The 23,101-nt window shown below is 57.0% G+C and carries 26 protein-coding genes; 17 read left to right on the top strand and 9 right to left on the bottom strand.

Annotation, left to right across the window (positions count from 1 at the left end; genetic code table 11):
- The first annotated feature begins 69 nt into the window (after positions 1-69).
- Complete coding sequence (locus OR601_RS05910) at positions 70-936, top strand: hypothetical protein (protein WP_265591333.1); 867 nt, start codon at positions 70-72, stop codon at positions 934-936.
- Positions 937-945: 9 nt separating this feature from the next.
- Here OR601_RS05910 and OR601_RS08695 read toward each other — a convergent pair whose 3' ends face one another.
- A complete protein-coding gene (locus OR601_RS08695; protein WP_407658198.1) occupies positions 946-1,302 on the bottom strand; it encodes a DUF6998 domain-containing protein in 357 nt (118 codons plus the stop codon).
- On the opposite strand from OR601_RS08695, the gene relB reads away from it, so the two are divergent.
- Together relB and OR601_RS05900 are read left to right on the top strand one after the other, a co-directional pair.
- Complete coding sequence (relB, locus tag OR601_RS08650; protein ID WP_323373069.1) at positions 1,225-1,590, top strand: type II toxin-antitoxin system RelB family antitoxin; 366 nt, start codon at positions 1,225-1,227, stop codon at positions 1,588-1,590. The two genes, OR601_RS08695 and relB, sit on opposite strands and share 78 nt — an antisense overlap.
- Positions 1,587-1,883 carry a type II toxin-antitoxin system RelE family toxin gene (locus tag OR601_RS05900; RefSeq protein ID WP_265591332.1) on the top strand — a complete coding sequence of 99 codons (297 nt, stop codon included), beginning with the start codon at positions 1,587-1,589 and terminating at the stop codon, positions 1,881-1,883. The genes relB and OR601_RS05900 overlap by 4 nt, the downstream gene beginning before the upstream one ends.
- A 267-nt stretch (positions 1,884-2,150) precedes the next feature.
- On the opposite strand, the gene OR601_RS05895 is transcribed toward OR601_RS05900, so the two are convergent.
- The 3 genes from OR601_RS05895 to OR601_RS05885 form a co-directional block, all read right to left on the bottom strand.
- Positions 2,151-3,233 carry a glycoside hydrolase family 5 protein gene (locus OR601_RS05895; RefSeq protein ID WP_265591331.1) on the bottom strand — a complete coding sequence of 361 codons (1,083 nt, stop codon included), beginning with the start codon at positions 3,231-3,233 and terminating at the stop codon, positions 2,151-2,153.
- Between the two features lie 106 nt (positions 3,234-3,339).
- Positions 3,340-3,666 (bottom strand): AzlD domain-containing protein, encoded by a 327-nt coding sequence (locus OR601_RS05890; RefSeq protein WP_265591330.1) that lies wholly within the window; start codon positions 3,664-3,666, stop codon positions 3,340-3,342.
- Positions 3,666-4,442, bottom strand: coding sequence for an AzlC family ABC transporter permease (locus tag OR601_RS05885; protein ID WP_265591329.1), 777 nt, complete (start codon positions 4,440-4,442; stop codon positions 3,666-3,668). The genes OR601_RS05890 and OR601_RS05885 overlap by 1 nt, the downstream gene beginning before the upstream one ends.
- A 333-nt stretch (positions 4,443-4,775) precedes the next feature.
- Between OR601_RS05885 and OR601_RS05880 the strand changes: the two genes are divergently transcribed.
- The 8 genes from OR601_RS05880 (at position 4,776) to OR601_RS05845 (ending at position 13,657) form a co-directional block, all read left to right on the top strand.
- A complete protein-coding gene (locus tag OR601_RS05880; RefSeq protein WP_265591328.1) occupies positions 4,776-5,504 on the top strand; it encodes a hypothetical protein in 729 nt (242 codons plus the stop codon).
- 90 nt (positions 5,505-5,594) lie between these two features.
- The gene (locus OR601_RS05875) at positions 5,595-6,029 is read left to right on the top strand and encodes a DUF488 domain-containing protein (RefSeq protein WP_265591327.1); all 435 of its coding nucleotides are present in this window, start codon (positions 5,595-5,597) and stop codon (positions 6,027-6,029) included.
- Between the two features lie 31 nt (positions 6,030-6,060).
- The gene (locus OR601_RS05870; RefSeq protein WP_265591326.1) at positions 6,061-6,432 is read left to right on the top strand and encodes a hypothetical protein; all 372 of its coding nucleotides are present in this window, start codon (positions 6,061-6,063) and stop codon (positions 6,430-6,432) included.
- Between the two features lie 18 nt (positions 6,433-6,450).
- Entirely contained in the window at positions 6,451-7,305 is an 855-nt protein-coding gene (locus OR601_RS05865; protein ID WP_265591325.1) for a PLP-dependent aminotransferase family protein, read from the top strand.
- Positions 7,306-7,858: 553 nt separating this feature from the next.
- The gene (gene adhE, locus OR601_RS05860) at positions 7,859-10,498 is read left to right on the top strand and encodes a bifunctional acetaldehyde-CoA/alcohol dehydrogenase (protein WP_265591324.1); all 2,640 of its coding nucleotides are present in this window, start codon (positions 7,859-7,861) and stop codon (positions 10,496-10,498) included.
- A gap of 111 nt (positions 10,499-10,609) precedes the next feature.
- Complete coding sequence (locus OR601_RS05855) at positions 10,610-11,353, top strand: phosphotransferase family protein (RefSeq protein ID WP_136013080.1); 744 nt, start codon at positions 10,610-10,612, stop codon at positions 11,351-11,353.
- A gap of 516 nt (positions 11,354-11,869) precedes the next feature.
- The gene (locus OR601_RS05850; protein WP_136013081.1) at positions 11,870-12,913 is read left to right on the top strand and encodes a GIY-YIG nuclease family protein; all 1,044 of its coding nucleotides are present in this window, start codon (positions 11,870-11,872) and stop codon (positions 12,911-12,913) included.
- A gap of 126 nt (positions 12,914-13,039) precedes the next feature.
- Positions 13,040-13,657: a hypothetical protein gene (locus tag OR601_RS05845; protein WP_265591323.1), complete on the top strand. Its 618-nt coding sequence runs from the start codon at positions 13,040-13,042 to the stop codon at positions 13,655-13,657.
- A gap of 196 nt (positions 13,658-13,853) precedes the next feature.
- Here the strand turns inward: OR601_RS05845 and cysK are convergent, their stop codons facing one another.
- Both cysK and OR601_RS05835 read right to left on the bottom strand, forming a co-directional pair.
- On the bottom strand, positions 13,854-14,792 hold the full coding sequence (gene cysK, locus OR601_RS05840) for a cysteine synthase A (RefSeq protein ID WP_265591322.1): 939 nt from the start codon (positions 14,790-14,792) through the stop codon (positions 13,854-13,856).
- Positions 14,793-14,807: 15 nt separating this feature from the next.
- Positions 14,808-16,109 (bottom strand): O-acetylhomoserine aminocarboxypropyltransferase/cysteine synthase family protein, encoded by a 1,302-nt coding sequence (locus tag OR601_RS05835; protein WP_265591321.1) that lies wholly within the window; start codon positions 16,107-16,109, stop codon positions 14,808-14,810.
- A gap of 125 nt (positions 16,110-16,234) precedes the next feature.
- Here OR601_RS05835 and OR601_RS05830 point away from each other — a divergent pair, with 125 nt between their 5' ends.
- A complete protein-coding gene (locus OR601_RS05830; protein ID WP_265591320.1) occupies positions 16,235-16,666 on the top strand; it encodes an RrF2 family transcriptional regulator in 432 nt (143 codons plus the stop codon).
- A gap of 6 nt (positions 16,667-16,672) precedes the next feature.
- On the opposite strand, the gene OR601_RS05825 is transcribed toward OR601_RS05830, so the two are convergent.
- A complete protein-coding gene (locus tag OR601_RS05825; protein WP_265591319.1) occupies positions 16,673-17,476 on the bottom strand; it encodes a metallophosphoesterase in 804 nt (267 codons plus the stop codon).
- Positions 17,477-17,691: 215 nt separating this feature from the next.
- Here OR601_RS05825 and OR601_RS05820 point away from each other — a divergent pair, with 215 nt between their 5' ends.
- From OR601_RS05820 to OR601_RS05805, 4 genes are all read left to right on the top strand, one after another.
- Complete coding sequence (locus OR601_RS05820; protein ID WP_136013087.1) at positions 17,692-18,102, top strand: (deoxy)nucleoside triphosphate pyrophosphohydrolase; 411 nt, start codon at positions 17,692-17,694, stop codon at positions 18,100-18,102.
- Between the two features lie 124 nt (positions 18,103-18,226).
- Positions 18,227-19,306 (top strand): hypothetical protein, encoded by a 1,080-nt coding sequence (locus tag OR601_RS05815; protein ID WP_265591318.1) that lies wholly within the window; start codon positions 18,227-18,229, stop codon positions 19,304-19,306.
- A 79-nt stretch (positions 19,307-19,385) separates the two neighbouring features.
- On the top strand, positions 19,386-20,234 hold the full coding sequence (gene thyA, locus OR601_RS05810) for a thymidylate synthase (RefSeq protein WP_265591317.1): 849 nt from the start codon (positions 19,386-19,388) through the stop codon (positions 20,232-20,234).
- Positions 20,235-20,315: 81 nt separating this feature from the next.
- Positions 20,316-20,816 carry a dihydrofolate reductase gene (locus tag OR601_RS05805; protein WP_136013090.1) on the top strand — a complete coding sequence of 167 codons (501 nt, stop codon included), beginning with the start codon at positions 20,316-20,318 and terminating at the stop codon, positions 20,814-20,816.
- Between the two features lie 90 nt (positions 20,817-20,906).
- On the opposite strand, the gene OR601_RS05800 is transcribed toward OR601_RS05805, so the two are convergent.
- Positions 20,907-21,362, bottom strand: a complete 456-nt coding sequence (locus OR601_RS05800) for a PTS sugar transporter subunit IIA (RefSeq protein ID WP_136013091.1) — start codon at positions 21,360-21,362, stop codon at positions 20,907-20,909.
- 333 nt (positions 21,363-21,695) lie between these two features.
- Here OR601_RS05800 and OR601_RS05795 point away from each other — a divergent pair, with 333 nt between their 5' ends.
- Positions 21,696-22,403: an STM3941 family protein gene (locus tag OR601_RS05795; RefSeq protein WP_265591316.1), complete on the top strand. Its 708-nt coding sequence runs from the start codon at positions 21,696-21,698 to the stop codon at positions 22,401-22,403.
- On the opposite strand, the gene OR601_RS05790 is transcribed toward OR601_RS05795, so the two are convergent.
- Complete coding sequence (locus OR601_RS05790; protein ID WP_136013093.1) at positions 22,345-22,947, bottom strand: SA1002 family membrane protein; 603 nt, start codon at positions 22,945-22,947, stop codon at positions 22,345-22,347. The two genes, OR601_RS05795 and OR601_RS05790, sit on opposite strands and share 59 nt — an antisense overlap.
- Positions 22,948-23,101: the final 154 nt, after the last annotated feature.

The raw sequence follows: 23,101 nt of genomic DNA, 5'->3' as shown, positions 1-23,101 counted from the left end.
ATAGAGATGATGTTGCTGACATCTCTGATGCCAATGAAGAAATGGCTGATCTTCTAGAGGATATCGAGATTGAGGATTCTGAAGAGGAATTTGCCGATGGCTCCTTTGTGGATGGAGATCTTCAAGATGCCATGGATCGGCAGGATCAAGAAGCTGAGGCGTTTGCTAAGAAGTTTTTTGCTCTCTGCGATCAGGTTGAGGGGCGTCAAGATTGAGCGAGAGGCATTCTTGCAGCAGGAGCTGGCAAAGAAGGGTCTCTCTCAAGTACAGATTGACTTGGCTATTGCTGAGCGCCCCGCAGTCGCAGGAGTTGATCCTGAGATCCTTGATGCTATCGCACGTGAATCCATCGCCCTTGAGACTAATAAATCTTCTTGGATGTCCTTCGCTGCCGGGCTTCCTGGTGGTTTAGCTATGGTGGGAACCATTCCTGCTGATATCACCCAGTATTATGTCCATGCATTTCGCATCATGCAGAAGCTCGCCTATACCTATGGTTGGGATAATTTCCTTGATCAAGTTGATGAGACGGATGATGAGACACTGGCAAAACTCGCGTTCTTCTTTGGCTGCATGGTAGGTGTTGGAGGAGCAGCTGTTGGTCTTAAAGCCTTTGCAAGCAACGCAGCTAAGGCCGTGGCTAAGAATGTAGCTAAAGCCACCCTCACCAAGACGACGTGGTATCCAGTTTTGAAATCGGTTTTGCGTGCAATAGGCGTGAAGGTAACTAAAGTTGGTGTAGGAAAGGCTGTTGGTAAGGTCGTGCCTCTTGTTGGGGGAGTGGTAAGTGGCGCCATGACTTACGTGACCTTAAAGACCGAATCAGGAAAGCTTCTAGAGCAGTTGAAGAAACTTCCTCAGGCTCAGCCAGTGCCTGAGGAAGTCATTGAAGAAGAGGATGTGGTTGTGGAGGAAACCATCGAAGAGGAGGATTAGCTCTAAGGACTATCTTTCTGCAGCTGGGGGGGGTGCGATTTTCTCGGCAGCTTGGACGGATTGATTAAGAGTTCGGAGCTTCGTGAGTGAGATAGGTCGTTGGCTTGTCTTTTGCTGCTTGCCGCAAGCTTCCCAGACTTGCTTGCCAGGGCCATTGCAGATCTCCTCGAAGGATCCGTCGGGATGGATCAGAAGGACAATTAAATAGTTGGGCTCTTCGTTCAAGGCGACTCGGGTTCCCTGGGTTGCCTTGATTTGTACGAGTCGGTCTTGGGGGTCTTCTGCATCATGGACGGGATTGGAAGCCTCGAAGAGATCGAGGCTGTAGTAGTCAGCAACTTTGAGGAAAGATACTGTTGCGCCAATATCGTACTACGATGGGGTACAACCGTTTTGACTAAGAGAGCGTGGTTAGGAAGGTTTGCTATGGCCATGACGAGCACTGCAATTAGGTTTGCGCCTGAAGAGCGTCAGTGGATACAAGCTTATGCTGACATGCAAGGAAAGTCTTTCTCCGAGGTAGTAAGAGAAGCAGTATTAGAGGCGGTGGAAGACGCTTGTGATTTGGCGGCTTATCGAGATGCTTTGGCAGAAGATGACGGCACTCGCTATTCCTTGGAGGAGGTCATCGAAGCGGCCATGAAGGCTGAGTGAGCTGGAGAGTAGAGTTCACAAAGCGAGCCGCTAAAGAAGTGGCTGCAATACCTAAAAAGCAACGAATAATGATCCTTGCCTGGATTCAAAAGAACCTAGCAGACTGCGATAACCCTCGGGTGGTTATTGGAGGAAAGCAACTGGTAGGAACGCAGGCTGGCTGGCGTTGGCGAGCTGGTAACTATCGGATTCTTGGACGCCTAAAAGATGAGGTCTTGCTTATAGAAGTGGTGCGAGTAGGTCATAGGCATGGCGTGTATAAGAATTTGCCAGAGCTGAAATTACAGATTTGATGTTGTAGTTCTTATCGGCAGATTAAGATTTGCGTTTGTTGCGCCTTAGAATGCGCTTGGTTTCTTTGATCTCGTGTTTGTCATGGCCCTTAAGGGCTTCGATGCCCTAGTCAAGGCCGTCGACATGGGGTTGCTCGCAGTCGAGCTTGGCCTTGTGAAGGAGGTCTGCCATGAGAGCTATCCTAGATGAGGAAGTGTAAAACGCGTTTTGCACTTAGGGAGAAAAGAGTGCGATCTGTAAAGCGTGCTTTACGGTTTTGGATTCTTTTAGCCGTGGAGGGTTTCCCAGAGCCAGAGACCTTCGGCAGAGAGGTCGTCTGTGGTGAAGTCGCTGGTTTTGGTGCAGTCGGGTTTGAAGAGGGCAGCGGCTTCGTTTTTGTTGGAAAGGTTCCAGCAGACGTAGCTGATGTCGAGAGAGTCCATGAGGTCGACCCAGGCATTGGCGGAAGCGTAGTCGATGGTGCCGGAGCCCGAAGCATCGCAGATGCCAAACTCGCTTACAAAGATGGGAAGGCCGGCTTTGTTGGCAGCAGAAAGCGTGTCGCGAAGATCCTGCTGATGAGTGGCAGCGTAGAAGTGCAGGGTGTACATGATGTTGTCGAAGTCGAGAGGGCTGGCGGCTGCTTCATCTGCCCGTTGGGACCAGTTGGGAGTACCTACGAGGATCACGGCGTTGGGAGCATGCTGGCGGATGACCGGGATGACTTGATTGGCGTAGTTTTTGACGTCGTTCCAGGTGGTATCGCCATTGGGCTCGTTGCAGATCTCGTAAATGATGTTGGTGGAGTGGGCGTACTTCTCGGCAATGGTAGAGAAGAGGGTTTTGGCGTCGTCGACGTGGGTTAAGGGGTTGTTGTCTGAGAGGATGTGCCAGTCGACGATGACGTAGAGATCGGCGTTGGTGGCCTGGTCGATGCCATCCTCGATCAGTTGGGTGAGCTTGGCGCGGTCGCCGTCGGTACAGTAACCGCCGGAGTCTGCGGTATAGAGCGCCAGGCGCACGACGTTGGCGTTCCAGTCTTGGCGCAGCTGGTGGAAGAAGGGCTGGTTGACGTACTGAGAGAACCAGGCGAGGCCGTGGGTGGAGACGCCTCGGAGTTGGACGGGTTGGCCGTCATCGCCTAAGAGCTGCGTGCCTTTGACCGAGAGGGTGCCGGTGATGGAGGGGGCGGCGTCGCTGGGATCTCGGGGCTTTGGCGCCGGCGTGCTTGCCGGCTGGGAAGACTGCTGGGAATCGCTGGAGGTGTCTTGGGTGGGGGTATTGGAAGGTGAGCTGCACCCGGCGAGGAGCGCCAGAGTGATGGTGAACAAAGCGACGAGCATTGCGATGGGGCGGCGGGGATGGTGCATAAGGGGCCTCTCGGTAGGGTGACTAGAGGTGTTGCGTTTACCCGATTTGAGGTTATTCGATTTGGGCTGGGAGGTGGGAATTAAAAATGGGAGTTGCCCGCCCAAGCTAGATAACAGAGAGTACCAGGTAGACGGCTACGCCCACAGCAGCACAAAGGGCGAGGGATTTGGTTTTGACGGCACAAAGGGCCACTATCGCTGAGGCTATGAGAGGCATGGCACCGGTCCAGAGGCTTTGGGCCCAGAGCTCCGGTTGACAGAGGTCGTTGGCCACCAGGGCTGCGAAGGCGGCGGCAGGAATGAGCTCCAAAGCGCGAGTGGTGCGCATTGAGAGCTGGCGTTTGCCAAGGACAAAGGCGGGGACGCATCGGCAGAGAAGCATGCCAACCAAAAGTACTGTGTAGACAGGCCAGAACCAGGCGAGATCGGTCATTAGCGGTCACCTCCAGGAGTGGAGGGGGTGTCTGGGGTGTGCGAAGGATGGTTGGCGTCTAGGTGGGAGGGCGCGGGTTTCTCGGCAGCGGAAGGATTTTGGTGAATGTCCAGGGCTACGCCGGCGGCTACTCCGGCGAGGGCTCCGGCGACAATGGCCATAGAGCCAAGGCCTGCCAGTTTGCAACCAATGACCACGAGGGCAGAGACGGCCACCACCAGGAGGGTAGGGGTGGTGAAGGTCTGGGTGAGCAACAGGCAGATGAAGATGGAGGTCATGGCGAAGGAGGCCACGGCGGTGGAGATGGGCAGTATGTCGCCAGCGAAAGCTCCCAGAGCGTTGGCGGAGGCCCAGGCGAGCATGGAGAGGATGTTGGTAAGGGTGGCTTCGGTGGCAGACCAGGTGGGGTCTTGGGAGAAGCGGCTTGTGTTGACGCCAAAGGACTCGTCGGTGACAGTGGCGGTGCAGAGGGCTTTGAGAGGTGCAGGTGTGGTGGCCAGGCGCGGAGCCAGCGAGGCGCTATAGAGCAGCTGGCGCAGGTTGACCAGCGAGATGGAGAGGGCGATGGAAAGCGGGCTTTGGCCGGCGATCCACATATTTGCCAGCATGAATTGGCCGGCGCCGGAGTAGTAGGTGGCACTCAAGAAGAACGCCATGGGGGCGTTGAGGCCCATCTGAGCTTCGAGGATACCTGCGGGAATGCCAATGACCACGTAACCCAGCATCACCGGCAGCGCAGCGGGCAGCGTGCATTTGATGAGGGAGACAAAGGGCATGGGTGGCTCCGGGAGGTTGCGGATGGATGAGGCTGTTCAAGTGGCGTTCAGGAAGCCATGAATAGTCATAGTACTCTTTTTTGCGGCATGGGCATCGAAGTTCGAGCTGCTGGACGCCTTGAGATGGGGGCGCACCAGTGCGGGACAGATGAACTGCGAGGGGAGCCTCCCGATGCAGAGAGCCTACGGTTTGATGGATGGGAACTGTTCAAAAAATGACAATTGCTAAACAGTGCCGAGCTCAAGGAAACTTTCCTGGGACATGAGGGTAGTGTAACTGCGCAATTGATGATCCGCCGTATAAATTGTAAGAAGGGGCGAGGGGGGGCTGTCATGAGCGAAGCTGATGAAACTAAAGGCGGCAAGAAAGAAAACGCCCACTTGCAAGGTGCTGACGCACGGGATGCAAGTGGGGGAAATGCCGAGGTGCATGACGCTAAGTGGCGCAGCGCATTCTCACATGCGTCGTTCGCTATCGCTATTGTGATTGCGGTGGTTATGGCCTTAGCAGCGACGGGCTATGCTCTCTTTGATGCCCATCAAAAGGCGGTTGCTGTTACTGCGACACGCGCCAAAGTCGAGGCATTCAATCAATATGTAGACTACCTCAATGTCGCTGCCGAGCATTTTTTGCATGGGGGAGCCAAAGCAGTGGAGGCCGGCGGTCTGGTGGAAAGCGTTTGGAGCTCTGCGATCAACAATCCCAACGGCAGCTGGGATGAAGATATTGCGCCCTATAAAGCGGCCGATCCCAACCAGGCGCTGTCCAAGCTGATGACATCCAATGCCTATAACGGGCTTTGTCGTGAGATGGAGAGCACAGAATGCTCTATAGACGACTCGTTCAAGCAGCTGGCCTCTCCTCCGGAGGGCTGTGACGAAGCCTATGACACCGTGAGGGACATGCAAAAAGAGTACAAGGTCCTGTGTGAGATGGTGAGAAGGCCTTCGGGAACCTTGGAGAATTATCGGGAGGACTTTGGGAACGCCCATAAGGAGCTAGTCTCTTCCTACGAGCTTTTGAAGACTCAAATCCCTGACAAGATGGATGATTCTGCCTAGATAGCCGGGTTTGCGGCTAGTTGGGGCAGTAGGCTGCGCGGTGGGGTATATAGCGCGTATTGTGCGAAACCCTTCAAGGGGAGGTATCCTATGAGTCAAACCTTTATGACACTCTCGGCCTATGAGACCAGCGCCGAGGACTTTTTTACCAAGTTGATCGACGCAAAAATCGACCTGTTGGTGGATGTGCGACTTCACAACACCAACCAGCTTTGCGGCTTTACTAAAGAGCGCGACCTTGCCTACTTCGTGAAGACCATCGTGGGGGCTGCCTATGCCCACGATGTGGACCTGGCGCCCACTACTGACTTGTTGGAGCCTTATCTGCATCATCACATTGACTTTGACGAGTATGCGAGCGGCTATAAGGCCCTGATAGATTCCCGCGGGTCGCTGGCAGATTTCTCTACCAAGTATGGCCAGTACCAAAACATCGCTATTCTAGGTACTGCTACTCATAAGCGCCGGAGCCATGCCGAGGTGCTGGCAGAGCTTCTGACAGAGAAGCCCAAGGCAACCCACTAGGCGTTGTGAATCTTTAGAAAGGGACCAATTCATGGCCAAATCAACCCCCAAGTCTTCTAACTACCGCTTTGACGACGACACCATGACGCTGGTAAAAGCTGTGGTGGATGCCACTCCCGACGACAATCTGCTGGCGCTGTTTGATCCGGCTTCGGGCATGTCCTACTTTGGCATCCCTGGTCCTCTCATCAAGTCCCGCCTGGTGGGTGGACGTGATTCCAAACGCTATACCGTCAAGGAGTACGACTTTGGCCGCGACGTGAAAGGCCATGTCTATAAGGCGTGGATGCCCTCTCAGCATGCTCGCCTGGAGATGCTGGTGGCAGAGAATGAGAAGCGTGCGCTGGAGGAGACCCACGACGTGGACGATCCCGCTGACGACACCACGCCGGATCCGGAATAGCCGCCATTCATGAGTGCTATGACCTCCACCCCTGTGGCACCCGATGCTGCAGGGGTGATCTCTACCAATTTGGGCAAACGATGCCAAAAGACCTGGCTAGTGGCCTCTTCTGCTTCTGAGCTGAGAAGTGCGCTCACATCTGAGGTGCCTCGTGTGTCTGAGTGCCTTGAGACGATGGACCTTGCAAGCTTTGCGGTAGGCGACATCAAATACGCAAAGGCGGCGTTGCGTGGTGGGGGATCTGCTTTAAGCGGGGGATCTGTCGGTGATGGGGCTTCTGGAGCCTCGTGGCTTTTGGCAGATAATTCACGCGTGGGCTCGTTTACCTGCCCTGCCATCATGCGCGGGGCAGACGTGGTGATAGATGACCTGACTAGCCTGGCAGAGGCACCTGTAAACCTCTGCGCTCTATCGCTTTCCCGTGACGTATGCAAAGACGAGCAGACCTACGGTGCGTTGGAGGCGTTGGTGCGGCAGTGGGGGACTTCTGCCCATGAGCCGCAGTTGGAGGAATACAACGCGCTCTGCCTTACGCGAAACCACAACGCTCAGGCGGTGGTGGCAGATCTTGCCTGCCATCCGGCAGTGAGTGCGGTGAGGTATCCGGGTTTGCCGGAAGATATCTCGCACCCGGTAGCGCTGAGAACCTTCGAGCATGGGTTTGGTCAGTGGGTGCGCTTTAGTCTGGCAGGACCTCAAGAGGTCCAAGGGGCTCTTGAGGTAGCCTCAGGTCTCGAGACCGGAGGGGCGGCCCGGGTGCGAAGCGCGCTTTTCTCGGTACCTGGTGATGAGGCCTCGCTGTTGTTGGCAGTGGGGGATGAGGATCCACTGGCCATTGTGATGTGGTTGGAAGCGGTGTTGGATCCGGCCTAGAGGAGTCGTTGGCGTTTATGACACCAGCGATGCGTGGGTGCCAGAGAGCCAGGTTGACTATCAGATAGTATCCAGGTGTATGATAAAGAAATAAAGGGACTCGTACATCAGAGACGGCTGGTCTGAAGAATTTGTGTAGACATCAATAACCGTATGAATTATTCTGAGGTGCGAGCGGTGAATTTTGGAAGCCAAGGGTTTCTCGGCATAAACTGCCGTAGTACCTGGGAGTGATACCCAAGATTACCTGCGGCGTTGGGTTAAAAAAATCCAATTTTGAAAAAGCGATATATCTGCTAGAGGGCTTAAATGACTAGTCGGACCTATACCTATAACATAAGCAATTATATTTAATGATGAGAGCAGTTTAGAAGAATTGCAGCTAGATATAGGTGTCAATAGCCAATCGGCCAATGGTTCATGTGTTGGTCAACCCTAAAGGCACTCTAGTATTTGCCCTAGAGGTTTGAGCTGTTCGTCCTGGGCGCTAAGGATGCCCAGGCGGGATGGTTCACGATAGAAGCGCCTATCCAAGGTTAGATGGAGGTCATGCATGGCTAATCCAGACCAGGTTCTCGATACCGTCGAGACCATCGACAGCGTCGACTCCCTGAAGGCGGCTCTCGCCGAGATGCGCACTGCTCAGGAGGAGTTCGCTACCTTTACTCAGGAGCAGGTCGACGAGATCTTCTTCCAGGCTGCTATGGCAGCCAACAAAGCCCGTATTCCTCTGGCCAAGATGGCCGTCGAGGAGACCGGCATGGGCATTGTGGAAGACAAGGTCATTAAGAATCACTATGCCTCTGAGTACATCTACAACGCTTATAAGAACACCAAGACTTGCGGCGTCATCGAAGAGGATGCAGCTGGTGGCTATAAGGTGATCGCCGAGCCCATTGGCATTGTGGCGGCAGTTATCCCCACCACCAACCCCACTTCTACCGCGATCTTCAAGACCCTCATCTCTTTGAAGACCCGCAACGCCATCATCATCTCGCCGCACCCCCGCGCCAAGAAGAGCACCATCGAGGCTGCTCGCATCGTGCGTGAAGCCGCTGAGGCTGCCGGCGCACCTGCGGGCCTCATCCGTTGGATCGAGGAGCCCAGCCTGGAGCTCACCAACGAGCTCATGCGTGACGCCGATATCATCCTGGCCACCGGCGGCCCTGGCATGGTGAAGGCCGCTTACAGCTCCGGCAAGCCCGCCCTAGGCGTCGGCGCTGGCAACACCCCCGCCATCATCGACTCCTCGGCCGACATCAAGCTGGCCGTCATGTCCATCTTGCACTCCAAGACCTTTGACAACGGCATGATTTGCGCTTCCGAGCAGTCTGTGATCGTGCTGGACGACATCTACAAGCAGGTCAAGGACGAGTTCAAGCGTCGTGGCGCCTACTTCTTGAAGGGCGACGAGCTGGACAAGGTGCGCAAGACCATCATCATCAACGGTGCTCTGAACGCCAAGATCGTGGGTCAGTCCGCTCACACCATCGCTGAGATGGCCGGTGTGAACGTGCCCAAGAACACCAAGGTGCTCATTGGCGAGGTGGACTCCGTGGAGCTCTCCGAGGAGTTCGCTCACGAGAAGCTCTCTCCTGTGCTGGCCATGTACCATGCCAAGGACTTCGACGACGCCGTCGCCAAGGCCGAGCAGCTCATCGCTGACGGCGGTTACGGCCACACCTCCTCCCTCTACATCGACACCATGAATGAGAAGGAGAAGATGGCCAAGCACGCCGAGGCCATGAAGACCTGCCGCATCGTCATCAACACCCCCAGCTCTCAGGGCGGCATCGGCGACCTCTACAACTTCCGTCTTAAGCCCTCAATGACCCTGGGCTGCGGCTCGTGGGGCGGCAACTCCATCTCCGAGAATGTAGGCGTGAAGCATCTCATTAACACTAAGGTTGTGGCAGAGAGGCAGACCAATATGCTGTGGTACCGCACCCCTGAAAAGATTTACTTCAAGCGCGGGTGCATGCCTGTTGCTCTGGACGAGCTGGGCACCATGGGCAAGAAGCGCGCCTTCATCGTCACCGACCAGTTCCTCTACAAGAACGGCTACTCCAAGGCCATCGAGGACAAGCTGGATCAGCTGGGTATCGTGCACTCCTGCTTCTGGGACGTGGCCCCCGATCCTACCCTGCAGTGCGCCGAGGAGGGCGTGAAGCAGATTCGCTCCTTCGAGCCCGACTGCATCATTGCTCTGGGCGGCGGTTCCGCTATGGACGCAGCCAAGATCATGTGGCTCATGTACGAGCACCCCGAAGCCCGCTTCGAGGACATGGCCATGGATTTCATGGACATCCGCAAGCGTATCTACACCTTCCCCGAGATGGGTCAGAAGGCTTACTTCGTGGCCATCCCCACCTCTTCTGGTACCGGCTCCGAGGTAACCCCCTTCGCCATCATCACCGACGCCGAGACCGGCATCAAGTGGCCTTTGGCTGACTATCAGCTGCTGCCCAACATGGCCGTGGTCGACGTGGACAACATGATGAACCAGCCCAAGGGCCTCACCTCTGCCTCTGGTATGGACGTGCTCACCCACGCGCTGGAGGCGTTGGTCTCCATCATGGCCAGCGATTACACCAAGCCGGCTTCTCTCCAGGCCATCAAGCTGGTCTTCGAGAACCTGCCTGCTGCCTACGACAAGGGCGCTGCCGATCCCGTGGCTCGCGAGCACATGGCCAACGCCTCCTGCCTGGCCGGTATCGCCTTCGCCAACGCCTTCCTGGGTGTCAATCACTCCATGGCTCACAAGCTGGGCGCCTTCCATCACCTGCCTCACGGTGTGGCCAACGCTGTGATCCTCACCCGCGTCATGCGCTACAACGCTGCCGATGTGCCTGTGAAGATGGGCACTTTCCCGCAGTACGCCTATCCCCAGGCCAAGGAGCGTTACGTCGAGGCCGCCCGCTATGTAGGCATCACCGGCAAGGATGACGACGAGGTCTTTGAGAACTTCCTCAAGGCCATCGACGAGCTGGGCGCCCACGTGGGCATCAAGCCCACCATTGCCGACTACGGTGTGGACGAGACTTACTTCAACGACACCCTGGACGACATGGTCGAACAGGCCTTCAATGACCAGTGCACCGGTGCCAACCCCCGCTACCCGCTCATGAGCGAGATCAAAAATCTTTACCTGGATGCCTACTATGGCCGTGAGCCAAAGGACTATCAGGATTAAACTAGATACAACCCTTACGCACTACCGCATTTCGGCTTGATAGGTGAGGCTCTGACCCTCAGGGCCTCACCTTCCTATAAGGCCCGCTACCTAAAAGAGAGAGGAAGGACCATGGAAGAGCTGGTTTCGCGAGTAAATAAGGTGGTTTTTCAAGACGGCGACACCATCGTCAAGGTCTTCAACGAGGCCAAGCCCGTCTCTGACGTCTTCAACGAGGCCCTGAACCTGGCCCGCGCCAACGAGGCTGGCATCAACACGCCCAAGCCTGTGTCGGTAGCCAAGATCGAGGATTCTTGGGCCCTCACCACCACTCGCATCCCGGGCAAGACGCTCCAGGAGCTCATGGATGAGAACCCTGAGAAGATCGAGAAGTATCTCATGATGTTTGTGGACTTCCAGATCGACATCCACGCTCACCGTGCCCCCTTGCTCCAGCGCCAGAAGGACAAGTACTCCCGCATGATCGCGTCTCTGACCGACGTGCTGGACGCTACCACCCGCTACGAGCTGGACATGCGCCTGGATGGCATGCCCAACGAGGTCGATGTATGCCACGGCGACTTCAATCCCTCAAACGTCATCGTGGGAGACGACGGCGAGCTCTACGCCTGCGACTGGGCCCACGCAACCCAGGGCTCGGCCGCTGCAGACGCTGCTATCAGCTACATGTTGTTTGAGATGGAGGATCACGAGCTGGCCCAGAAGTATCTGGACCTCTACTGCAAGAAGTCCGATACCCCTCGTCAGGTAGTCCACAACTGGCTGTCCATTGTGGCCGCTGCCGAGCTGTCCCGTGGCCGCGAGAAGGACTATGACTTCATGATGAGCTGGATCGACGTGGTGGATTACCAGTAATTGCTGCTCAGGCTGCAATCGTGCATCCAAGGTCCTAGGCCTTAAGGCTGCCAGTAGCCTAATGAGAAGGCATGGGGTAAAGTCTTTGGATGACATGCAGGTAGGCCCGCGCCTTTGACTGCTTGTACAAGACCCAGGCATCCCGTATGGGTGCCTGGGTCTTTTTGGCATCAGGGGAGTGTGCCGGTGGTGGGATGCGCGCTTGTTGCGGGCGGATCATGCGATGTAGTGCTTGATCGCCCTCGGGTTTTACAAAGCCCCAGGGCGACGAACAACCACGTCGCATATTCGCATGACATACGCTGCGCTTCTGATACCAAACAAGCAGTGTGCGGAGGGCAGTCTGCACATAAAGGTATCCGTGGCCCTCGTACGATGTGTCGTACGAGGGCCATGAGTGTGCTCGTGAGCAGATTGGCGTATACCCCGCTAGGCAAACTGCGCTGAGCACCTATCTTAAATGGGAGCCCCGATCTTTAAAGGAGCAGTGTTCCAGACCCTTAAAGGAGCATTTTTATGGCAGAACCCTTTGCCCATTACATGTATGTGCTGGAATGCGAGGATGGAAGCCTCTACACCGGATACTCGCCTGATGTTGAAGCGCGCCTGGCTGCCCACAAGAAGGGGCAAGGAGCTCGCTACACCCAAGCGCATAGGCCTCTGCGCTTGGTGGCTCAGGCGCGTTTCTATACCAAAGGGCGCGCACTCAGCGCAGAAGCTCACTTCAAAAAGCTCTCTCATACGCAAAAAGATCGGCTGTTGGCGATGGCCGCCCACAGGCCGCTGGAAGACGTGCTGGTGGCCAAACTGGACGGCTTCCCTGAGGATACTGCGTCCGAGTTTGTGGCCCGCTCTCTCGCCCAAGCTCGAAAGCCCTCCCTCAAGGCCTTTAATCAAAAACTGCTGCCCACCCTGGATGCGGCAACCATTGTGGGTGTGCCCACATCAGAGCTGAGGCGCATTGCCAAAGACCTTGTGAGCCGCTCAGATGCCCGGAGCTTTCTCTCCCAGCTACCCCATGCTTACTTCGAGGAGAGTCTGGTACAAGCCTTGGCGGTGGGGTTTCTGGGCAGCTATGAGGAGGCGCTTGCCGCAGTGGAGCGCTTGCTGCCCTATGTGGACAACTGGGCGGTATGCGACCAGATTCCGCTGGGGCCTTTCTCGGGCCATGAGCAGGAGCTGGCAGAGCCGTTGGCTCGTTGGTGCACAAGCGACCAGTGTTATGTGATGCGCTTTGGGCTCAGGGTACTCATGCGCTATTTTTTGGGCGAGCGCTCCTGTGGTCGGGTGCTGGGATATGTGGCTGTTACGCGGTTGTCGGGGGCGCCGGATGTGCCTGAGACGGGCTCGGAGGCCTACTACGTGGATAAAGCTCGGGCATGGTTGTTGGCAGAGGCGCTGGCGGCGCAGCCGGAAACAACGATTCCGTATCTGGAGCCATCGGGATTGGTCGATGAGTGGACTCGTCGAGCGGCCATTCAAAAAGCACGGGAGAGTCACAAGATATCCGACGAGGTGAAGAACTATTTAAAAACTTTGCCTAGGCGGCCGTTGGGCTAAGAAAAGGCGCACGAAAAGGGGAGTTGTGATGGGCTTTAAAGGTTCCTTTTGCTAAGCTGAATCCGTCACACTTATGGATCTGTTGTGATGAGAGAGATGAGACATTTGCATGAAAGGAGCTGTTCTGTGAATACCTGTACAGCTGCCCCCAAACCCCGCAAGTTCTGGCTGGGCCTTCTTATGTGCGCGTTGGCCCTGGTGGTGTGCGCACCCATGCTTACCGGTTGCGCTTCGCCCGAGGATGCCGTGCGCAAGGCCGCTACCTCCTATCTTGATCAGCTTAAGAATCCCGATCTTTCCCAGGAAGACTTCGAGCAGTACATGGGCACCGAGACCGCTTCGACCTTCGAGTCCTACGGCATCGAAGGCAAGAGTCTCACCAAACACTTTGATTACAAGATCAATCAGGTTACCGTGGATGGCGACGAGGCCAACGTGGTGGTCGACGCCACCAACATCGATTTTGCCGCCCTGGGCAGCTCGCTGCAGCCCAAGTTCTTGGAGTGGGCGTCTTCGGCCGAGGCACAGGAGCTCATTGCCAACAACGACCAAGAGGGCGTCATGAAGAAGTGCTTCTCCATGCTTCAGGAAGAGTTGGATGCAGACAGCGTCTCCACGGTCACCAACCCCGTGACCGTCACCTTCACCAAGAGCGGCGACGACTGGGCGCCCCTGAGCAGCCAGCAGATCTCCGAGGTGCTCTTCGCCGGCCAGAATCCCGCCGACATGTACGCTGCTGAGTAGTCTTTCCTGCCGAGAAACCCGCGTCACCGCGGGCAGCCTCTCATACCTCACTCTTAGATAGGTGTCGATTTGAACGCGTTTCTAAGGTAAGCTGGTAAGTCACTTTCTTCTTTGACTCGGAAAGAAAGTGATGAAATAAGGGACCGCCTCCTCATCGAGGCGGTCCCTTTGCTATGGAAAGTCAGGGCAGGAAGGTTTAATCTTCCTCGGCGAACAGGGGGGTCGACAGGTAACGGTCGCCGGTATCGGGGAAGAGCACCACGATGGTCTTTCCTGCGTTTTCTGGCCTTTGGGCTACTTGCAAGGCTGCGGCCAGGGCGGCTCCAGAGGAGATGCCCACCAAGATGCCCTCAGTGTGCCCTAGGAGCTTGCCTGCGGCGAAGGCGTCGTCGTTGGAGACAGGGACGACTTCGTCGTAAACCTGGGTGTCGAGTACCTTTGGCACAAAGCCGGCGCCAATGCCCTGGATTTTGTGGGATCCAGCACGGCCTTGGCTCAGCACGGGGGAGTCCTCTGGCTCTACTGCCACCACCTGCACTTGGGGATTTTGCTCTTTCAAATACTGTCCCACCCCGGTGATGGTGCCACCGGTGCCCACGCCAGCGACAAAGATGTCTACTTGGCCATCGGTGTCTTCCCAGATCTCGGGCCCGGTGCCTTCATAGTGCGCCGCAGGGTTGGCTGGGTTTTCAAACTGGCCTGGCACAAAGCTATGGGGTATCTCTTGGGCTAGTTCGCGGGCCTTGGCGATAGCGCCTTTCATGCCTTCGGAACCTGGGGTGAGCACCAGCTGGGCGCCGTAGGCCTTCATCAGCTGGCGACGCTCGACACTCATGGTCTCTGGCATGGTGATGATGACGCGATACCCACGGGCTGTCGCCACTGAGGCAAGCCCGATGCCAGTGTTTCCAGAAGTAGGTTCGATGATGGTGGAGCCGGGGACAAGGAGGCCGTCTTTCTCGGCCTTGTCGATCATCGCCTGGGCGATGCGATCCTTCACCGACCCTGCGGGGTTGAAGTACTCCAGCTTGGCCAGAATGCGCGCGGGAGTCTTGGTCTCTTCTTCTATGTGGGTGAGTTCCAACAGCGGCGTATGGCCAATAAGCTGGCTTGCAGAAGTGTAGACAGAAGACATAAGAGGATTCCTTTCTTAGCGCTGAGCCGTTTGAGCTTGGGCTGCAGCAAAGCCTCGGTCGAGGTCGGCGATGATGTCGTCGATATGTTCGGTGCCAATAGACAGGCGAATGGTGGTGGGCTTAATGCCCTGATCTGCCAGCTCCTCTGGCGAGAGCTGTGCATGAGTGGTGGTGGCGGGATGGATCACCAGAGACTTCACGTCGGCCACGTTGGCCAAAAGGGAGAAGATCTCAAGGTTGTCGATGAACGCATGGGCCTCCTTTTGGCCGCCTTTGATGTCAAAGGTGAAGATGGAGGCTCCGCCCTGGGGGAAGTAGCGCTCATAGAGCTCGTGGTCCGGATGGGAAGGGAGGCTGGGGTGGTTGACCTTCTCCACCTGAGGGTGGTTGGCCAGATACTGGACCACCTGCTGGGTGTTTTGGGCGTGGCGCTCTACGCGGAGCGAGAGCGTCTCTGTGCCTTGTAGCAGCAAAAAGGCAGCAAAGGGGGAGAGCGTCGCCCCGGTGTCGCGCAAGAGAATGGCGCGTACGTAGGTGGCGAAGGCTGCCTTGCCAGCGGCATCTACAAAAGAGATGCCATGGTAGCTGGGATTAGGGTCTGCGATGGGGCCGTAGTTGCCTGAGGCGGCCCAATCAAAGTTGCCGCTGTCCACAATGACGCCGCCCAGGGTGGTTCCATGGCCTCCTATGAATTTAGTGGCCGAATGCACCACGATGTCTGCCCCGTGCTCGATGGGGCGAATGAGGTAGGGGGTGCCAAAGGTATTGTCCACTACTAGGGGCACTCCATGGGCATGGGCGATTTTCGCGATGGCGTCCAGATCGGGGATGTCGCTGTTGGGATTGCCCAAGGTCTCCAGATACACGGCCTTGGTGTTGGGTTGGATGGCCGCCTCAAGCTCTTGGAGGTTGTGGGCGTCTACGAATGTGGTCTCGATGCCATAGTGGGGCAGCGTATGGGCAAGAAGGTTGTAGCTGCCGCCGTAGATGGTCTTTTGGGCCACGATATGGTCGCCGGCCTGCGCCAAGGCCAAAATCGTGTAGGTGATGGCTGCTGCTCCCGAGGCGAGTGCAAGGGCTGCTACGCCGCCTTCAAGCGCAGCGATGCGCTTCTCAAAGACTTCTTGGGTGGAATTGGTGAGCCTTCCATAGATGTTTCCGGCATCTGCCAGCCCAAAGCGGTCGGCTGCATGGGCTGAGTTGCGGAACACATAGGAAGTCGTTTGATAGATAGGCACTGCTCTGGCATCGGTGGCAGGGTCCGGCTGCTCTTGACCTACATGCAACTGAAGGGTCTCGAATTTATAGGCACACATATAAGACCATCTCCCTAGGAAGTTGCCCGCAATTCGCCTATAAACCTACTATGACAGTAGGTTGTTACTCCGGCAGGCTTTGTAGCTATTAACCTTGTGGTAAAGTAGGGATATAGGAGGTTAGAATGATGATTTCCACTAAAGGCAGGTATGCCCTTAGATTCATGGCGGATGTGGCTCAGCATCAAGACGAGGGCTATGTGCCCCTTAAAGACGTCGCTTCGCGCCAACAGATCTCAGAGAAGTACATGGAGATAGTGGTCAAAGAGCTGGTGAAGGCGGGATATTTGCGTGCGCTTAGGGGCAAGGGCGGAGGTTACAGGCTCAGCCGTGCTCCCAAAGACTATGAGGTAAAGGCTATTCTCGAGGTCATGGAAGGCCCATTGGTGCCCGTGGCATGCCTGGCCTCGAAAACCAACCAATGCCCTCGAAAGGATCAATGCCAGACGCTGCCGCTCTGGGAGGGGCTCAACGGGGTCATCGCTGAATACTTAGGTAGATTTACCTTGGCAGATCTCTACCAAGGACACAGGATGGGCGAGTGCTGCCTTTTGTAGGAGGCGCTATTCGCCCTCTTCGATGGGCACGTAGAACTTGAACCCGTCGTCTAGACGCAGCACGCCAATTTGACCTGCAGGATACCCGCCGGCGGCAGCGCAGTCGATATCGATCTTATCGGCCACATGGCCCGTCTCAGGGGTGGCGCCCATCTCCACCATGATGGCGTGGCCATTCTCGTCATAGCAGCGGGCATCCACCTGCTCGGCAAAGTGGGGCAGGTAACTTGTGGGAGTGTGGCCGCTTACCACCAGGGGACCCTCGCCTTGATCGTTTTTGAGACCGGTGGGATGGTTCCAAAACTCCTCTCGGATCCATAGCAAGTCCTCCGGATCTTGGGATTTAGCCAGATCCTCCAGGTCAAAAGCGGTCCATCGGTCTTTTTGCCGCTCGGGAGCAACGGGTTTGATGCCGGCATGGGTAAGCAAGAAGAGCTTGCCGTCTATCTCCACCACCTCATAGAGAGGCAGGCCGCGCACCCATTTGACCAGATGGTCCATGGCGTCGGGCACCATGTCCATGAGGCCTTGGGCGGTGGTCTCGCCGCCGTTGAGCACCCAAGTGCCCCACTGCAGCGTGTCCTCGGGATTGTCCAGACAGTCGAGCATCATGGCTTCGTGGTTGCCCTTGAGCACCGTCATATAAGGGTTGTTGTGGGCGAGGCGCATGACGCCCACGGGATCTGGGCCGCGGTCCACCATATCGCCCAGCAGGTAGATGCTATCATTCTCATCTGGCTCGATGAGGGCGAGAGCCTTCTCAAAAGCCGCGCGATGACCGTGGATGTCGGAAAGCACGTAGGTCGCCATGAGGTCTCCCCTGCAAATGGTAGTGGTCAGCGCGAGGGCCGCAGGTGGCAGCCGCTGTGATGCACATCAATGCTGACAGTTTAAGGCCGTTATTTCAAATGTCGAGCTACAGGGGCACCTATTCTGTGTCCCAGGCGCATGGTAAGGGTGTCGGCAGCCGCGGAGCAAGGGTACACTTACAAACGCTTGAGCATTGTTTGGACAAAGGGGATCTCATGGACACTGTGAAGGTAGCAGCTGCGCTCATCTGGCGCGACGACACCGTGCTGGCATGCCAGGTGGCCTCAGGGCCTTTTGCAGGGCTCTACGAGCTCCCGGGTGGAAAGATCGAGTCGGGTGAGTCTGCCGAGAAGGCCTGCCGCCGCGAGGTGGAAGAAGAACTTCGCTGTGAGCTCTCGACCCTGTGGCCCCTCGATCATGTGAGCTATGACTATCCAGACTTCCATCTGTCTATGGAGGTCTTTGCCTGCGAGCTGGCGTCGGGTTCTGAGCCACAGGCGACAGAGCACTCGGAGCTTCGCTGGCTTAGCCGCCAAGAGCTGGTAGAGGTTCAATGGCTTCCGGCAGATGCTCAGCTCATGTCTTTGGTAGCCACCTATTGGCGCGATTTGCGAGGCGATCACTAGGCTCCTGGCCATCGGGCAAGGCTCCGTTGCCAGATCGATAGGTTACACTGCTTGTAGAACAGCGGCTCTCCTGTTTGGCCTGCGAGTGCGCCCGGGCGCGCGTTTCACAAAAGAGAGGTATCCCATGGACCAGCAGTCTGAAGACAAGCGCTATCAGGATTACTGGCGCCAGGCCCAAGGCGCGAACCAGCCTGTCTCACGCAGCGAGCCACAGCCTGCTGCCTCGCAACCTCAGAGCAGCACTCGGCCCTTTGGCGCCGGCCAGCCTCAAGGCACAGCTTCGCCATCTCAGGCCACCCCGCAGCAAAACCACCAGCAAGCGGGCTTTCAGCAGCCACAGGGCGCAGCACAGGCGGGCTATCAGCAGCAGGCTTGGCAACAGCCTCAATACCAACAGGTGGCGATCCAAGAGCCGGTGGTGGAATCTGCCTCGGCCACCACTGATCATGCGAACAACCACGCCACCACAGCCACTTGGGCCGTCCTTATCGGCGGGGCTATCGCAGTGGTGGTGCTTTGCCTCGCCATGTCCAGCTGCGTCTCGGGCCTCATCGCTGCAGCGTCCTACATGTATGACTACGGCTACGAAGGCTACGGCTACAACGGCTATGGCGAGGGCTGGGACGATTTTGAGCTGGATGACCTGGGCGGCTACTTAGATGATGACGACAGTTGGCCCAACGCTGGCTGGGGTGCTCAAAACCCTATCGAGCTGCAGGAGGGGCTAGAGCTCTATCTGGGCTATTGCGATGAGTCGCTGGACCTCTATGTGGGGGCTTCTGACTATGCGGGAGCGCAGACCTCGGTGCGCGATTACGTGAAGAAGGTCTGTTCTATGGACAACGCGGCCAACGAACAGGTCACCTCCCTGGTGCGCACGGCGCTGGCCACGTTGGATGCCAACGGCGACCCCTCGCAAGATCTGGGGAGCGCGGTGGCGGCAGCCAAGGACGCCGCTCGCCAAATCGAGGCACTGGAAGTGCCCGGTGATGTGTCCTCCTCAGTGAAAGCCGAGCTCTCGCAGGGCGTCACAGCCTGCCAGGGCCGCTGGGAAACCGCAGCTCACGCACTGCAGGCGTTGCTCGAGGGCGATGAGATCCCCGAGGGCGACTGGCGCGACCTTTTGGCCGAGAGCGCGGAAAACCCCAACAACGATGCGGCCGATGACTTTTTAGAGGCGCTGGCCGATTCGTCTGCGTCTTAGCATCAAGCTTTACTACACTTAGCTGCCACACAAAAGGCGCGGCTCTCAGGGGTCGCGCCTACCTTTCAAGGAGGCGGATATGAGCCACGCCGACAGGCTGTTTTGCGCCATGTGCCAAGACGTCATCGACAACGGCACAACCAACGTTGGCGAAGAGGTGCGCACTCGCTGGGAGGATGGGTCTCCCGCATACACCATCAAACGTTTTGGCGTGGTCAACCGCTACGACCTGCAAAAAGAGTTCCCGGCCATCACGCTGCGCCGCACCGCCCTCAAGAGCGCCATGGACGAGATCCTGTGGATCTACCAAAAGAAGTCCAACAACATCCACGACCTGCACTCCCACATTTGGGATGCCTGGGCCGACGAGACCGGCTCCATTGGCAAGGCCTACGGCTATCAGGTGGGCCGTGTGACCCACTACCCCGAGGGGGACTTCGACCAGATGGACAAGGTCCTCTACGACCTTTCGCACACGCCCTTTTCCCGCCGCATTATGACCGGTCTCTACGCCTTTGACGAGCTGCCCGAGATGGCACTCTATCCCTGCGCCCACTCGGTGACCTACAACGTGACCCGCACTGCTGCCGATAAGCCCTTCACCCTTAACATGGTCTTAAACCAGCGCAGCCAAGACATTCTGGCCGCCAACAACTGGAACGTGGCTCAATATGCGTTGCTGCTTATGATGGTGGCCCAGGTTTCTGGCATGGTTCCCGGCGAGCTCGTGCACGTCATCGCAGATGCGCACATCTACGATCGCCACGTGGACGTGGTAAAAGAGCTTATTAGTCGTCCGCAGTTTGACGCCCCCAAGGTCTCCCTGAACCCGGAGATTACAAATTTTTACGATTTTTCCACTGACGATTTGATTGTGGAAGACTATCAGCATGGCCCGCAGGTTAAAAATATCCCTATCGCCCTTTAAGGGTCTTGGGGCAGGGTAGCTCAAGGAATTCCCCTATGCATCGCCCGCACGTGCCAGCTTTTGAACAGGAGACATCAGGCTATGCCGCCGCTTCGCGCCATCGTATCTATTGCCGGCCCCTGGGCCATAGGAAAGCAGGGCCAGCTCCCGTGCCGCAATAGCGAAGACCTCAAACGGTTCAAAGAACTCACATTGGGCTCCACTGTGGTCATGGGTCGAAAGACTTTGGATACGCTGCCGGGAGGGCGGGCGCTGCCCGGCCGTCGCAACATCGTGCTCACCCGCGATGACGGCTTTGAGCGCGAAGGCGTCGAGGTGGCCCATGGCATAAGCCAGGTGCTCACGCTGGTGGCGCATGATCCTTCCGTGTGGGTTATTGGCGGCGAAAGCGTCTATCGCGCCTTCTTGCCCTACTGCACCGAGGTCATGGTAACCCGCCATGAGATGGATCTCCCTGGTGCGGACACGTACTTTCCCAATCTAGACGAGTTGCCCGGTTGGTATCGCTCAGTAGAGGGGCCGCTTCAAGAGACCCCTCAGGGCATCGCCTATCGCTACGAGGTCTATAAGAACGCCCGCTAAATGAGATCGTCTATTGCATAGGTAAAAGAAAACCGCCTGGGAGCTCTAGGCCCTCAGGCGGCGTGCAAAGCGGGGAGCGCAGATTAGCAGCTACTCATCCAGGTTGGAGTTGATGAGATCTGCGATGGCCTGGGCGTCGTTGGTGGCGCGCATGGCGTCGCGGAACTCCTCGCGCATAAGCATGACAGCCACGTTGGACAGCAGCTTGATGTGGGTGGTGCCAGCCTCGCCGTCGGGCACGAGCAGGGAGATGACGATGTCTACGGGCTTGTCATCAAAGGAAGGCCACTCGACGGGCTCCTGCAGCTTCACCACGATGACGCCGGCGTCCTTGATGGCGTCGCTCTTGGCATGGGGGATGGCAAAGCCGTCCTGCATGCCGGTGGCGCCCATCTCTTCGCGGGCGTCATAGGCGGCGCGCACGGCAGCGGCGTCCTCGGCCATGCCCAGAGCCACGGCCTCATCGCTCAACAGCTGCAGCACCTCTTCGCGGCTGGCGGCAGGATTGTCTACAAAGACCTGGGAAGCCTTAACAAAATCGCTCATGGTCAATCTCCTTGGGATGTAGGCGGATGAATTTCCCTGAGGTTATTATACGCAGGGCGCGAGGGCGGGCATACCAAATCGCCTCTCTCTTGCAATAAGTCCCATAATCCCAGCTTGTGGGGGGATAAGTTGGCTAGTGGATAGTGGGCAAATTTGTCTGAAAGGGCCGTGCCGAGGCTAAAACTGTCAACAAATAGGCATCAGGATGCCTAGGGCGGGCGCGTCTCAGGCCAAACGGGGGACACAGCTTACGCGTTCTCTTATACTTGAAAAAGAAACCCGCCTGCATGCAAGCACGCTGTGTGATTTATAGCCATCACTCCAAGGAGCCCCATGTCCACCACCCCAAAGACGACCGTTGCCCCAGAACCCCTGCGCATTCCCCAAGACAAGACTCGGGAGAATCTCTTCATTGTCATAGGCGTGGGAATCGCAGTGCTTTCGCTCGTCATCTTTGTGACCAGCTTGGGCGCCTACGATGCCGCTCCCTGGCGCACGTGGGCCTCGCTGGTAGGCGTGGCAGTGGGTACGGCTACGGTGCTCATCTCGCTCAAGATGAGGCCAGAGCACACCTATGCCTTAGAGGTGGATGAGCGCGGCATCACCGACAACACCTCTTCCACCTTTGGCGCCGGCCTCATATCCTGGGACGACATCAAGGCGGCCTATCGCTGGAAGGTGCGCCAGGGCTACTACCTGGTGGTGGATCTCAAAGATCCCGAGGACTTCATTAAGCGAGCTCCAGAAGGCGCCGCTGCCTCCATGACCTCGCGCTTGGAGCAGCACTTGCCACTGGTGGAGATCAGGGTGGCCGGCCTTCCGGGCTCCTATACAGAGGACGAGGTGGTAGGCGGCCATCGCCGCCTACCACCCCAAGCTGGTAAAGCCCCAGCGCACCTATGTGCCACCCAAAAAGAAGAGGCGCTAGGGGAGCAGTACAAAGAGGGTGCCGCTCACAGGACTGCGCACAACGTTTTAACGGCTAGGAGTCGCTGTGGCGCTCTGAGCTGGTGCGCTCCAGCACCACCAGGATCCAGCTAGAGATGAGCAGAGGCTGGATCACCAGGTTGAGATTGTTGGGCGAGAGGGCAATCTGGAAGACCTCCTGGGCGCTGGTGGCGCCGCTCCATTGGGCCAAGGTGGCAAAGCCGTCAAAGAAGCACTGGTAGACCACGCAAAAAATGGTGGTCCACTGGATAAAGTACTCAAAAATCTGGTATTCTTCGTCGTTCATGGAGAGCCACAACCAATGACCCTCCATGCGCTTGCGCAAAAACAGCTGGATGAAGGCCGTAAGAAACACCAGCACAAAGATGAGCACCATGATGTTTGAGCCGCTGATCTTGCCAGACTCTGTAAGGTAGAGGTCAAACCCAGGAAACAGCTGGGCGCACACCCGCTCTAGTACATAGAATATAGAGACCAGTCCGGTCATGATAAGGGCGTTGGCCACCATGATGAGGCAAAACTCCATGACCACGCGAAAGATGCGCCAGTGAGCCCTAGGGCCGCTCTGGCTGTACATGATGTCGCCCACCACATAGAGGGTCCCTAGCACCAGAAAGAGCCTGATGACTACGTCCACAAATGCGCTCCTTGCCCCGCGTGTGCCTTGCTCACCAGGATGCTCAAGCATTGAGGCCAGGGGTTTGTAGCCACCTTGCCGAGAAACCCGCGCCATCGCCTCAGGCCTGTTGCCCGGTTGCTTGGCTTTTTACCCAGAGGGGGCTTGGCTTTGC

The sequence above is a fragment of the Leptogranulimonas caecicola genome, from assembly GCF_023168405.1.
Taxonomy (GTDB): Bacteria; Actinomycetota; Coriobacteriia; order Coriobacteriales; family Atopobiaceae; genus Leptogranulimonas; species Leptogranulimonas caecicola.
The sequence above is the reverse complement of the archived record's forward strand: the minus strand, read 5'-3'. Positions and strand labels throughout refer to the sequence as shown.

Excerpts from the sequence above, each read along its gene's own strand:
- OR601_RS05805 (WP_136013090.1), top strand. The coding sequence starts at position 20,316 with ATGCCGCCGCTTCGCGCCATCGTATCTATTGCCGGCCCCTGGGCCATA.
- OR601_RS05835 (WP_265591321.1), bottom strand. The coding sequence starts at position 16,109 with ATGTGTGCCTATAAATTCGAGACCCTTCAGTTGCATGTAGGTCAAGAG.
- relB (WP_323373069.1), top strand. The coding sequence starts at position 1,225 with ATGGACGGGATTGGAAGCCTCGAAGAGATCGAGGCTGTAGTAGTCAGC.
- cysK (WP_265591322.1), bottom strand. The coding sequence starts at position 14,792 with ATGTCTTCTGTCTACACTTCTGCAAGCCAGCTTATTGGCCATACGCCG.
- OR601_RS05815 (WP_265591318.1), top strand. The coding sequence starts at position 18,227 with ATGGACCAGCAGTCTGAAGACAAGCGCTATCAGGATTACTGGCGCCAG.
- OR601_RS05865 (WP_265591325.1), top strand. The coding sequence starts at position 6,451 with ATGACCTCCACCCCTGTGGCACCCGATGCTGCAGGGGTGATCTCTACC.
- OR601_RS05825 (WP_265591319.1), bottom strand. The coding sequence starts at position 17,476 with ATGGCGACCTACGTGCTTTCCGACATCCACGGTCATCGCGCGGCTTTT.
- OR601_RS05890 (WP_265591330.1), bottom strand. The coding sequence starts at position 3,666 with ATGACCGATCTCGCCTGGTTCTGGCCTGTCTACACAGTACTTTTGGTT.
- adhE (WP_265591324.1), top strand. The coding sequence starts at position 7,859 with ATGGCTAATCCAGACCAGGTTCTCGATACCGTCGAGACCATCGACAGC.
- OR601_RS05880 (WP_265591328.1), top strand. The coding sequence starts at position 4,776 with ATGAGCGAAGCTGATGAAACTAAAGGCGGCAAGAAAGAAAACGCCCAC.
- OR601_RS05800 (WP_136013091.1), bottom strand. The coding sequence starts at position 21,362 with ATGAGCGATTTTGTTAAGGCTTCCCAGGTCTTTGTAGACAATCCTGCC.
- OR601_RS05895 (WP_265591331.1), bottom strand. The coding sequence starts at position 3,233 with ATGCACCATCCCCGCCGCCCCATCGCAATGCTCGTCGCTTTGTTCACC.
- thyA (WP_265591317.1), top strand. The coding sequence starts at position 19,386 with ATGAGCCACGCCGACAGGCTGTTTTGCGCCATGTGCCAAGACGTCATC.
- OR601_RS05795 (WP_265591316.1), top strand. The coding sequence starts at position 21,696 with ATGTCCACCACCCCAAAGACGACCGTTGCCCCAGAACCCCTGCGCATT.
- OR601_RS05820 (WP_136013087.1), top strand. The coding sequence starts at position 17,692 with ATGGACACTGTGAAGGTAGCAGCTGCGCTCATCTGGCGCGACGACACC.
- OR601_RS05870 (WP_265591326.1), top strand. The coding sequence starts at position 6,061 with ATGGCCAAATCAACCCCCAAGTCTTCTAACTACCGCTTTGACGACGAC.
- OR601_RS05855 (WP_136013080.1), top strand. The coding sequence starts at position 10,610 with ATGGAAGAGCTGGTTTCGCGAGTAAATAAGGTGGTTTTTCAAGACGGC.
- OR601_RS05850 (WP_136013081.1), top strand. The coding sequence starts at position 11,870 with ATGGCAGAACCCTTTGCCCATTACATGTATGTGCTGGAATGCGAGGAT.
- OR601_RS05875 (WP_265591327.1), top strand. The coding sequence starts at position 5,595 with ATGAGTCAAACCTTTATGACACTCTCGGCCTATGAGACCAGCGCCGAG.
- OR601_RS05885 (WP_265591329.1), bottom strand. The coding sequence starts at position 4,442 with ATGCCCTTTGTCTCCCTCATCAAATGCACGCTGCCCGCTGCGCTGCCG.
- OR601_RS05830 (WP_265591320.1), top strand. The coding sequence starts at position 16,235 with ATGATGATTTCCACTAAAGGCAGGTATGCCCTTAGATTCATGGCGGAT.